General features: G+C 64.5%; 10 protein-coding genes and 1 tRNA gene. 4 read left to right on the top strand and 7 right to left on the bottom strand.

Features of this window, described 5'->3' with window-relative positions; all coding sequences use genetic code 11:
* Positions 1–119: 119 nt before the first annotated feature.
* From K7I12_RS16900 to K7I12_RS16890, 3 genes are all read right to left on the bottom strand, one after another.
* Positions 120–431, bottom strand: coding sequence for a TSUP family transporter (locus tag K7I12_RS16900; protein ID WP_231664754.1), 312 nt, complete (start codon positions 429–431; stop codon positions 120–122).
* A 218-nt stretch (positions 432–649) separates the two neighbouring features.
* A complete protein-coding gene (locus K7I12_RS16895) occupies positions 650–964 on the bottom strand; it encodes a chaperone modulator CbpM (protein ID WP_031384497.1) in 315 nt (104 codons plus the stop codon).
* A 3-nt stretch (positions 965–967) separates the two neighbouring features.
* Entirely contained in the window at positions 968–1,909 is a 942-nt protein-coding gene (locus tag K7I12_RS16890) for a DnaJ C-terminal domain-containing protein (RefSeq protein ID WP_031384496.1), read from the bottom strand.
* Between the two features lie 348 nt (positions 1,910–2,257).
* Here K7I12_RS16890 and K7I12_RS16885 point away from each other — a divergent pair, with 348 nt between their 5' ends.
* Positions 2,258–3,370 (top strand): histone deacetylase family protein, encoded by a 1,113-nt coding sequence (locus tag K7I12_RS16885; protein ID WP_031384495.1) that lies wholly within the window; start codon positions 2,258–2,260, stop codon positions 3,368–3,370.
* Positions 3,371–3,445: 75 nt separating this feature from the next.
* On the opposite strand, the gene K7I12_RS16880 is transcribed toward K7I12_RS16885, so the two are convergent.
* The 3 genes from K7I12_RS16880 to K7I12_RS16870 all read right to left on the bottom strand — a co-directional run bounded on the left by K7I12_RS16880 (position 3,446) and on the right by K7I12_RS16870 (position 7,163).
* Positions 3,446–4,474: a zinc-dependent alcohol dehydrogenase family protein gene (locus tag K7I12_RS16880; RefSeq protein WP_031384494.1), complete on the bottom strand. Its 1,029-nt coding sequence runs from the start codon at positions 4,472–4,474 to the stop codon at positions 3,446–3,448.
* 419 nt (positions 4,475–4,893) lie between these two features.
* Positions 4,894–4,970 (bottom strand) — tRNA-Arg (locus tag K7I12_RS16875).
* 108 nt (positions 4,971–5,078) lie between these two features.
* Positions 5,079–7,163, bottom strand: a complete 2,085-nt coding sequence (locus K7I12_RS16870; RefSeq protein WP_084173562.1) for a putative bifunctional diguanylate cyclase/phosphodiesterase — start codon at positions 7,161–7,163, stop codon at positions 5,079–5,081.
* A gap of 149 nt (positions 7,164–7,312) precedes the next feature.
* Between K7I12_RS16870 and K7I12_RS16865 the strand changes: the two genes are divergently transcribed.
* On the top strand, positions 7,313–8,092 hold the full coding sequence (locus K7I12_RS16865; protein ID WP_031384492.1) for a methyltransferase domain-containing protein: 780 nt from the start codon (positions 7,313–7,315) through the stop codon (positions 8,090–8,092).
* Complete coding sequence (locus K7I12_RS16860; RefSeq protein WP_231664753.1) at positions 8,089–9,105, top strand: class I SAM-dependent methyltransferase; 1,017 nt, start codon at positions 8,089–8,091, stop codon at positions 9,103–9,105. Before K7I12_RS16865 ends, K7I12_RS16860 begins: the two co-directional genes overlap by 4 nt.
* A 3-nt stretch (positions 9,106–9,108) precedes the next feature.
* On the opposite strand, the gene greB is transcribed toward K7I12_RS16860, so the two are convergent.
* Positions 9,109–9,654, bottom strand: a complete 546-nt coding sequence (gene greB / locus K7I12_RS16855) for a transcription elongation factor GreB (protein WP_084173704.1) — start codon at positions 9,652–9,654, stop codon at positions 9,109–9,111.
* A gap of 195 nt (positions 9,655–9,849) precedes the next feature.
* Here greB and K7I12_RS16850 point away from each other — a divergent pair, with 195 nt between their 5' ends.
* Positions 9,850–10,509, top strand: a complete 660-nt coding sequence (locus K7I12_RS16850) for a TRAP transporter TatT component family protein (RefSeq protein ID WP_051907504.1) — start codon at positions 9,850–9,852, stop codon at positions 10,507–10,509.
* Positions 10,510–10,687 lie beyond the last annotated feature (178 nt).

Raw genomic sequence — 10,687 nt, 5'->3', positions numbered from 1 at the left:
AGAACTGACGACGTGTGCGCTTCTCGAGCTTGGGATTCGGCGTGACCTGATGGTCGGGCAGCTCGGTTGGCGGTTTAGGCATGATACGGGCTCCTGAACCTCGGGCTCTGATAGTGAGCTTAACTCACTGAGCCGGTGTATGGATTCAGGTTGATACACAGGGGTCGCGACGGACGAAACAGCGTAAAAGTGCCATAGCCGATCAGCACCACCCCCAGAATGGCTCCGGCGACTAGGCTGTCGATGAGGTCGAGCACGGCCAGGCCGAGCAGTACGCCGGGGACGGTGGCGACGAACATCGGCCAGAAGCGCCGGGCGGTTTCCCGAAAGTGCCCGGCCTGAACCATGACGAGGGCGTTGCTGATCAGCGAGGGGATGATGACCAGCGGCATGGCGGACTTGAGGCCCAGCCCGAGAGTCAGGATCGGCAACGCGGATGTCGAGAACCCCAGCCCGGTCGCCCCTTTGACGAAGGCCGCCAGCAGGTAAGCGCAGGTGATGACGGCGATGTTTCAACGCTCATGAGAGAGTCGCGCCGGGAGTAAGGCTCGTTCGGCTGTTCATGTGTTTTCCGCTAGCGAGTGACTGGCAATCCCGTCTGTCTGCATTGTGATCAGCGGATGTTCCGTTAGCCAGCCCGTTCCGGCTCTCACTCGGGTTTCAATCCGGCGGCCCGGAGGCGACCTCTCAGGCGATCCACCTCTTCAAACAGGTCGGCCACCAGGGCGGCCAGCTCCGGCACGGCATCGAAGTCGGCCTCCATCTGGCGCAGGCGCCGGGCCCGGGTCAGGTCGCGACTGCTGAAGCGCCACTGGGCGACATAGCGCGTGCCGTCACCGAGCATGCCGCTCTCGACCCGTTCCACCACCCATTGACGTTCGACGGCGCAGGCGTGCGCGAACTCTTCCAGTGTCAGGCTGGCCTCGTCGAGAACCACACCTTTGATTGCGTTGTGTTCGGCCATGGGTCACCTCGTCTGACGCGGATTGAACGGCATGTCACGCGCCATGTTCTCGTAGAGCTGGCGTGCCTTGTCGGTATTGGCCGGCGGGAGTACCACTTCGAGGACGAAATACAGATCGCCGGGCTCTGAATCCGGAATGCCACGCCCCTTCAGGCGTAGCTTGCGCCCTCCCTGCGAGCCCTTGGGGACCTTCAGGTGGACCTGGCCGGCCGGTGTGGGGACATCGATGGCGATGCCGAGGGCCGCCTCCCAGGGTGCAACCCGAAGCGTCGCGAAGACATCCTTGCCTTCCACCCGGTAATCGGGGTTCGGCGTAAAGTGGATTTCCAGGTAAAGGTCGCCCGGTGCTCCGCCGCCGACGCCGGGATGTCCCTGACCGGCGAGGCGGATATGCTGGCCTTCCTTGATGCCTTTGGGAATACGCACATTGAGAGTGTGCTGCTGCAGCGAGACATGCCCCTGCGGATCGGTCTGTGGTACATGCAGTGTCACGGTTCGCGTCGCGCCGTGGTAGCTATCGTTCAGGTCGACGAAAATTCTGGCGTGCCGATCCTCGCCACGCATCTGGTAACCCCGTTGGCTGCGGGTTCCACGGCCCCGCCCGGCGTGGCCGAACAGGTTGGCGAAGAAATCGCTGAACTCGCCCAGGTCGGCTTCATCGAAGCCGCTGCCCGAGAATTCGAAACCGGCGTCCCAGTCGGGGGGCGGGCGGAACTCCTGCCCCGTACTGTAGCGTTCGCCAAGCTGGTCGTAGGCCGCTCTCTTTTCGGGATCCGTCAGCACCGCCTTGGCTTCGTTGATTTCCTGCATGCGCAGCGCGGCGTCGGGCTCCTTGCTGATGTCGGGGTGATACTTGCGCGCCAGCTTGCGGTAGGCCTTCTTGATGTCGGGGATGGTCGCGGTCTTGTCGACACCCAGCGTCTGGTAATAATCCTTGAATTCCACGAAATCGCTCCATGCTAGAGGGGCCGGGACGGCCCGGCCCAAAGGGCGATGGTTCACGGCCCGGCCAGCTGCCGCTCCCTTCAGGTAAACAAGCCACCGCTGTTTTTTTAACGCGCGTTGCCAAGCATGACTTTGACCATAATTAATAATTCTGCGCTTATCGAGAACGGCCTGGAAGTCTGCTCAGGATAGTCGCTGGCGATATTTGTCGACTGCAGGCTAAATGTCGAAGGGCGCTGGATAATGGCTATCATGACTGCAACTGTGAGCCGTGCCGCCTGAGGCGTACAAACGGTGGCTTCGGTGGAACGCGAAGTTACCCGGCAAGCTGCAGACCGAGGGGGCAACGTGGCTGATAGGAATAGTGTTCTGGCTTTTTATGACGACCGGGTACTGGCGCACCAGCCTGACGGCCATGGGGCCTTTCTTTCCCAGCGTATGGACAAGCGCCTGCGGGAGATTCTGGAAGGGCTGGGAGTGGCCTGGAAGTATCCCGAACATCCCGGTCGGCTGACCGCAATCCTTGAACTGCTCGAGCATGACCCGGTCGCCGGCGTGCGCTATGAGTCGGGCGCCCAGGCCACCCACGAGCAGCTCAGCCGGGTGCATACGACCGGCTATCTGGAATCCATTTATCAGCTGCGTGGCAAGAAGGCCTGGCTCGATGTCGATACGACCGCGGTCTCGCCCGGCAGTATCGAAGCGGCGGAAGTGGCCGCCGGTACCGCCGTGGCGGCCGTGGAAGCGGTCATGGCGGGACGCGCGGAGTCGGCTTTTGCCCTGATTCGCCCACCCGGGCATCATGCCGAGTCGGTTCGCGCCCGGGGCTTCTGTCTGTTCAACAACGTCGCGGTAGCCGCTGCACATGCCAGGGCCGCGCTCGGCTGCTCGCGGGTATTGATCGTCGACTGGGATGCCCATCATGGCAATGGAACCCAGGAGATATTCTGGGCCGATCCCAGTGTGCTGTTTTTCGACATTCACCGGGCCGCTCCCTTCTTCCCGGGATCGGGCAATCTGGAAGACATCGGTGGCGGGCTGGGGGAGGGCGCGACGGTTAACGTGCCGATGCCAGCCGGCGCCGGTGACACCGCTTACATCAAGGCCTTCAACGACATCCTCTTGCCTGCCGCCGATTGGTTCCAGCCCGACCTGATTCTCGTCTCGGCGGGATTCGATCCGCACTGGAACGATCTGTCGCTCAGCGTTTCCTACGAAGGATTTGGTGCCATGACCGGCATCCTTCAGGAACTGGCCCGGCGTCACTGCGAGGGCCACCTGGTCTTCGTGCTGGAGGGCGGGTACAACCTGACTTCCCTGGCGCAAGGGGCCAGAAGCGTGCTCAAGGTCCTGGCGGGTTTCGAGCCACCGGTGCCGGGGGTGATCGGGCTCAAGGAAGTCGATAACGCCATTGCCTTTCACCGCGATGCGTTCATCTCGCCGCCAGAACAGGGCGGGTAGCGGTCCCTTCAGGCCCTTGCGGATTGGCGAAGGAAATGCAAACGGCCTAACAGCCCGGGTTAGGCCGAATCGCTATCAGGCGGTCAATAACACCTTGATCGCCTTCTCCGAAGCGGCACGCGAGAACACGTCATAGGCCTGCTCGATCTCGTTCAAGGCAAAGCGGTGCGTGATCAGGCTCTGCGCGTCGATGCCGCCGGCTTCGAGAAAACGCATCAGCACAGCAATGGTATTGGTGTTGACCAGTCCCGTTCTGACCGTGACGTTCTTGATCCACAGCTCCTCGAGGCGGAGCTCGACGCTGCGGCCATGCACGCCGATGTTGGCGAGCTTTCCGCCAGGGCGCAGGATGCGCTGGCAGGTATCGAACGACTCGGGAATGCCCACCGCTTCCATGGCCACATCGACGCCTTCGCCCTCGGTGAGCGTCATGATCGTATCTACAGGGTCGGCGCTGACCGTATCGGTGGCCCCTAACTGGCGGGCCACGGCCAGCCGGTTCTCGTCGGGGTCGACCATGATGATGCGCGCCGGCGAATAGAAGCGCGACGTCAGCAGCGCGGCCAGGCCGATGGGGCCGGCACCGACGATGGCGATGGTATCGCCGAGCTTGACCTCGCCGTTGAGCGCGCCGATCTCGTGACCGGTGGGCAGGATATCGCTCAGCATCAGCGCGGCGGCCGGGTCGAGCCCCGGTGGCAAGCGGTAAAGGCTGTTGTCGGCATGCGGGATGCGCACGAACTCGGCCTGGGTGCCGTCTATCTTGTGGCCGAGGATCCAGCCGCCGTCGCGGCAGTGGGCGTACATGCCCTGCTTGCAATAGTCGCAGTGGCCACAGGAGGTGATGCAGGAGATAAGCACCTGATCGCCCGGCTTGAGACTGCTGACGCTATCGCCCACCTCCTCGATGACGCCTATTCCCTCGTGACCCAGGGTACGGCCGGCTTCAACCGCCGGGACATCGCCTTTCAATATATGCAGGTCGGTTCCGCAGATGGTGGTATGGGTCAGCCGTACGATGGCATCCGTAGGTTTTTCGATGTCGGGACGGGACTTGTCCTTCCAGCTTCGTTGCCCCACTCCTTCGTAGACAAGCGCTTTCATTGGTCTGGTACTCCCGTTGGCGGCCCGAAACGTGGCCGGTTGCCACCATGAGTATGGCTGTAGCGCGCCGACAGGCATTGACCGGCATCAAACTTGATGAGCGCGATCTCCTTTTTTAGGTTCTTCGCGGATCAGCGTGAAACGTTAAGGCCCCGCTATTGGGAATAAACGCTCTCCCACGCAAACCAGCCTGGATGGACCACTGGAGCATGGGGACGCCGGTGGGAGGGAACTGGTTCGCGATGACCTGTGCCGCATTTGCCGGCAAAATGCGATGAACCTTTTAATCAACGGGCACATGACGCTGGCCATCAGCGGCGACTGCAGCAAAGACGAATTCGCAGTCACGGTAATCGAGCCCTGATTGAATTGGATCTGCCACGCGGCGCTTGAGAGAGGAGGCGGGAAACGGCGCGGCTTGGCGCCCCCATCAGGATTCGAACCTGAGACCTTCCCCTTAGGAGGGGGATGCTCTATCCAGCTGAGCTATAGGGGCGTTGCTTGCGGGGCCTGGCTGGGCGGTAGTCAGGTGCGCCGAACGTGGCGCATTATAAGCGCCTGACCGCACGAGATAAACCTCTGTGCATGGAGCGAGTTGCCGCGTTCAGGCGGGCCGCTCGGAGGCGGCAGCCGCTTTCAGCGGATAGGCGGGGCGTGCGTCCGCGCTGAGGTAACGTTCGATCAATGCTGTCACCGGCATCGGCTCGCCGAACAGGAAGCCCTGTGCCAAATCGCAGCCCAGCTCGCGCAGCTTTTCCAGCTGCTGGTCGCGTTCCACGCCCTCGGCCAGTACCTGGCGCTGCATGGCGTGGGCCATGTCGATGATGCCGCCGACGAACTGACGCTGATCCTCGCGGGAGTCGATATTCTTGATCGCGCTGCGATCGATCTTGAGCGTATCGATCGGCAGGTGATTGGCGTAGGTGATCGAGGAAATGCCGGCGCCGAAGTCGTCGAGGGCGATCGAGGTTCCCAGCAAGCGCGCCTCGAGCAGCTGGCTGCAGGCCAGGTCCAGGTCGTGGAAGTGGCTCGACTCCAGCACCTCGATGGTCAGGTAAGGCACCGTCAGCTTGAGCGCATCGCGAGTCTCGACGATGGCACGCAGAAAGCTGCCGGTCTCGATCTGATCCTGCGACAGGTTGATGCTGACCGGGGTGGCGTGACCGGCATCCTGAAATCGTTTGGCCATGTGGCCGGCCTCGCGCACCAGCCACTGGCCGAACGGCAGGCTCAGCGAGGAGTGCATGATCACGGTGATGAAATGCTGCGGCCCGAGCAGCCCCTTCTGCGGGTGGCGCCAGCGTGCCAGCGCCTCGAAACTGTGCGTCTGGTTGCTCGCCAGGTCGATGATCGGCTGGTAGTAGAGTTCGAGCTCGCCGTTCTCGAAGGCCTCGCGGATCCGCTGGAAGGCGTCCTGGCTGCGCGACTCGATGAAGCGCTGGGCCTTGGCGATGCGATTCTTGCCGCCGAGCTTGGCTTCGTACATGGCATGGTCGGCACTGTCGATCAGGGTCGGCGGGCTTTGCCGGTAGTCGCTGGTGAAGGCCAGGCCGATCGAGACCGAGACGTTGACCTGCTTGCCGTTGGCGAGCAGTAATGGCTGGGTCAGATCGTCGATGATCTTTTGCCCGACCTTGGACGCCTTGTCGCTGTTGCCCATGCCGCCCAGCGCGATGACGAACTCGTCGCCGCCGAACCGCGCGACGATGTCGGTGCTGCGCATCAGCCGCTTGAGCCGCCGGCTGACCTCGACCAGCAGCTCGTCGCCGGCGGCATGGCCGTAGCTGTCGTTGATCGGCTTGAAGTCGTCGAGATCCATGAACAGCACCGCCAGGCCGCTTTCGACGTATTGCAGGCCGGCCAGGTGGTTTTCGAGCATCACGGTGAAATGCTCGCGATTGTAGAGCCCGGTCAGCGGATCGTAGATCGCCATGCGCTCGAGGCGCGCCTGGTTGAGCCGCTGCTGGGTGATGTCGCGGAACACGCCGACGTAGTTGATCAGCTCGCCGGCGTCGTTGCGCACCGCCGAGATGGTCGAATTCTCGATCAACTGGCTGCCATCCTTGCGGGTGTTCCAGATATCGCCCGACCAGAAGCCGTGCTTGTCCACCGCGGCGAACAGCGATTGATAGAAGGTGGCGTCGTGCTTGCCGGACGACAGCATGTGCGGCTTCTCGCCGATCACCTCGGCGCGCTCGTAGCCGGTCAGTACGGTGAAGGCCGGATTGGTGTCGACGATCGTCCGCTCGGCGTCGGTGATGATGATGCCGTCATGGGTGCTGTCGAAGACCGCCTTGGCGAGCCCCTGGCGGCGCTGATCGGTGACGTCGCGGTGGGTGGCGATCACGTAGCGATGCCGGGCGGCAGTCTCGGTCACCGACAGGGTCAGTTCGTTCCAGAACTGGCTGCCGTCGCGGCGACACAGCGCCAGCGTATGGGGGGTCGGTGTGCGGCTGGTCAACACCTCGCTCAGCCAGGCCTCGATGTCAGTCTCGTTGTCGCAGGCCACGAAAACGCGGCACGCCGGAACGGGTACCTCCTGGCGGGAATGGCCGGTGAGCTGCTCGAAGCCGGCATTGACGTACAGCACCGGGAAGCCGGCAGCCTCGCCATCGATGATCGAAATGGCGATGCCGGGCAGTTCCAGCACTTTGACAACGGGTTCCAGCAGGGGAGGCAATGGGCCCAAGGTGGGTACTCCTGTGCAGCCGGCGATCCTCTGGCAATCGATGGGTTATCGGCCGTGGCTGCGAATACTTGAGGATGATTTCAAACGCCGGGTAGAGCCGCGCGAATGGCGAGGCTAGACTGGCGGCTTTCCCCGACGAGAGGCAAACGGTGAGCGCGCGCGACCGCATATTCGATGGCCTGACCGACAAGTTCGCCGATAGCCTGTATGGCAAGCCGCGCGGCGAGCTGCGCCTGGCGCTGCTCGACGAGCTGTTGCCGCGCACCCTGACGCTGTGCGGCCAGCCGGCACTGGATGTCGGCGGCGGGCTGGGCCAGATGAGCGCCTGGCTGGCGCGGCGCGGCCATCCGGTGACGCTGGCCGAACCCTCCGGCGAAATGCTCGAACGGGCGCGTGACGCGCATGGCGGGCTGCCGATCGAATTCCGACAGTTGCCGCTGCAGGCGCTGGACGAAGCCGTGCCCGGTCCCTGGCCGTTGATCGTCTGTCACGCGGTGCTGGAATGGCTCGCCGAGCCGCGCCAGGCGCTGGCGACGCTCTCCCGGCTGCTGGCGCCGGGCGGGCAGCTCTCGCTGATGGTCTTCAATCGCGATGCGCTGCGCTTTTCCAACGTCGTCAAGGGCAACCTGCAGAAGGCGCTGGACGATCGGCTCGCCGGCACCGGTCAGCGCCAGCGCTTGACGCCGATCTCGCCGTTGACGCATGCCGAGATCAGCGGCTGGCTCGCCGAAGCGGGCCTGGTCGTCGAGCACGTCGCCGGCATCCGGGTCTTTCACGATTACCTGCGCGAGCGTGAGCCGGACGCCGCGACGCTGGCCCGGCTGTTCGAACTCGAACGCCGCTATTGCGACGTCGAGCCGCACTGGCGGCTGGGGCGCTACCTGCTCTATCACCTGCGCAAACCCGCCCCCCCTGGAGATGGGAAATGAGCGCGACGACCCCGGTCTGCCAATTGATCGAGCGCCAAGCCGACGCCTGTCGTCAATTCAACGACTACCGCGGCTGGCTGTGGGTCGCGCCGCCGTCAGATCCCTGGTTGACGGCGCAGGCGCCGGGGCCGTTGTGGAGCGCCGATCTCACACTGGTTCGGCAGTGGCGGGCGGTTGGCCTGACCGCGTATGACTCGCTCGAGCCCGAAATCGCTACCCCGCCGGGTGCCGTGCTGTTCTGGCCCAAGGCCCACGCGCTGGGCGAATGGTGGCTGCTGGCGCTGTGTCGCGGGTTGCCCGCGGGGACCCCGCTGCAGATCGTGGGCGAGAATCAGGGCGGCATCAAGCGGGTGCTCAAGGTGCTGGCAGCGCTGGGCCTGGGCTGTCGCAAGCTCGACAGTGCGCGCCGTTGCACGCTGTTCGAGACGCGCGTCGGGCCGCTCGCGCTGGATCCCGATGCGCTGTGGCAACGCTTCGAAGCGGCCGGGCTCACGCTGGCCAGCCACCCCGGCGTGTTCGGCCATGGCAAGCTCGACGACGGCACCCGGCTGCTGCTCGAGCATCTGCCTCATGAACTCGGCCGCCACGGCGAGCGAGTGCTCGATGTCGGCTGCGGCGACGGCGTCATCGCCGCGAGCCTGGCGCAACGCGGCGCCGCGGTCACCGCGCTCGACGTCAGTGCCTTCGCCGTGGAGGCGACCCGACGCGCGCTGGCCGCCAATGCGCTTCAGGGCACGGTGGTTCAGAGTGATGTCTACGACGGGCTGGCCGATGATGGGCGTTTTTCCGCGATCGTCAGCAATCCGCCGTTTCATCAGGAGCGGGCGATCGACTACGGCCCGGCGGCCCGGCTGATCGCCGAGGCCCCCGAGCGGCTCGAGCGCGGCGGCAGCCTGCTGCTGGTGGCCAATGCCTTTCTGCCCTATCCCGATCGCCTCGAGGCGGCTTTCGGGCGCTTCTCGATTCTCGCTGACGACCGGCGCTTTCGCGTGTATCGGGCAATTCGCCGATGATGGCTAGCGGCTGGCGCCGGGATCGCGATAGTCGATGGCGGTGATGATGTAGCGCGTCTCGCCGCCCGGCGCGGCGACGGTGGCCTCGTCGTCGAGTGCCTTGCCGAGCAGGGCGCGGGCCAGCGGCGCGTCGACGCTGATCCAGCGCTTGGCGGTATCGGTCTCGTCGTGGCCGACGATGCGGATCGCCAGCTCGTCGCCGTCCTCGTCTTCCAGGGTCACGAACGCCCCGAAATACACGCGTCCGGTATCCGCCGGCAGGCGGTCGACCACCTGCAGCTCGTCGAGTCGTTTACCCAGGTAGCGGATGCGCGCGATGACCCGGTTGAGCTCCTTCTTGTTGTAGGTGTAGTCGGCGCTCTCGCTGCGATCGCCCAGCGCGGCGGCTTCGCCGACCTTGGCCGAGATCTCGGGGCGGCGCATCCGCGACAGATGGTCGAGGATGCCGCTGAGACGGGCGTGACCCTCCGGGGTGATCAGATTGCTCTTGGCTTCCTGGCGCGGGTCCTTGGCGGGATCGCGCCAGCGCGTCATGTTGCGGCCTTTCATGGCATCGGTCGTCATGGCGGTTGCGGTAATCCGGTCAGCCTACGCAACCCGGCGATGAAGGCCAAGCTGTAACGGATTCGACGAAGACTGCATGGAGAATCATACAAACGTTCGTTATGGTGCTGGCAGTAGGATGCACCACGAGCCGGTCGGCTCGTATCTCCGCCGCTGGCGGATCTGCCGAGGAGTCGAACGATGCTGTGTAAACGTCTGCTGGGAGCGGCCATGCTGGCCGCCATGTTGTTGGGGAGCCTGGGAGTCGCGGGGTTCGCCATGGCGCAGCCCGATCCGGTCTATCCGCTGATCAAGCGCTGGGCGCAGATCAACTACCAGATGCAAGGAGACGCGCAGGAAAAGGCCTTCGCGCAATTGGCCGGCGATGCCGATCGACTGGCGACGAGTCAGGCCGACGATGCCCGGGTGCTGACCTGGCAAGGCATCATCCTGGCCTCCCAGGCGCGTGCCAAGGGCGGGCTGGGTGCCCTGGGGCTGGCCAAGCAGGCGCGCGCGGCGCTGGAGAGGGCGATCGAGCTCGATCCCCGGGGCGATGACGGCTCGGCCTATGTCACCCTGGGTACGCTCTACGCCAGGGTGCCGGGCTGGCCGGTCAGCTTCGGCGATGCCGAAAAGGCCGAACGGCTGCTCAAGAAAGCCGTGGAGATTCGCCCGCAAGGCATCGACACGCTGTATTTCTATGCCGACTTCCTGCGCGAGCAGGGCCGTGACGCCGCGGCGCTCGAATATGCCCGGCGTGCCGATGCGGCGCCCGGGCGCCCGGGGCGGGAAGCGTCCGATGCGGGGCTGCGCGCGGGGATCCGCCGGTTGCTGGCTGAACTCGGCCAGGGCAAGAAATAGTGGGAGCGAATTTATTCGCGATAAGTCAGCCAAAGCGAATCGGGAATAAATTCCCTGCCAGTGCGCCCGTGAAGGCGTGCACACAACTCGGTGGAAGTCCGAGTCGGGGTAAGCCATGGCCCCGTAGTCGAAGGTAACTGCGTCGCCGCGAGGCGGGGTGGAGAGCAACCGGAGGCGA

Origin of the sequence: Halomonas sp. IOP_31, from assembly GCF_021151495.1 — a bacterium.
GTDB classification, from domain to species: Bacteria; Pseudomonadota; Gammaproteobacteria; order Pseudomonadales; family Halomonadaceae; genus Modicisalibacter; species Modicisalibacter zincidurans.
The sequence above is the reverse complement of the archived record's forward strand: the minus strand, read 5'-3'. Positions and strand labels throughout refer to the sequence as shown.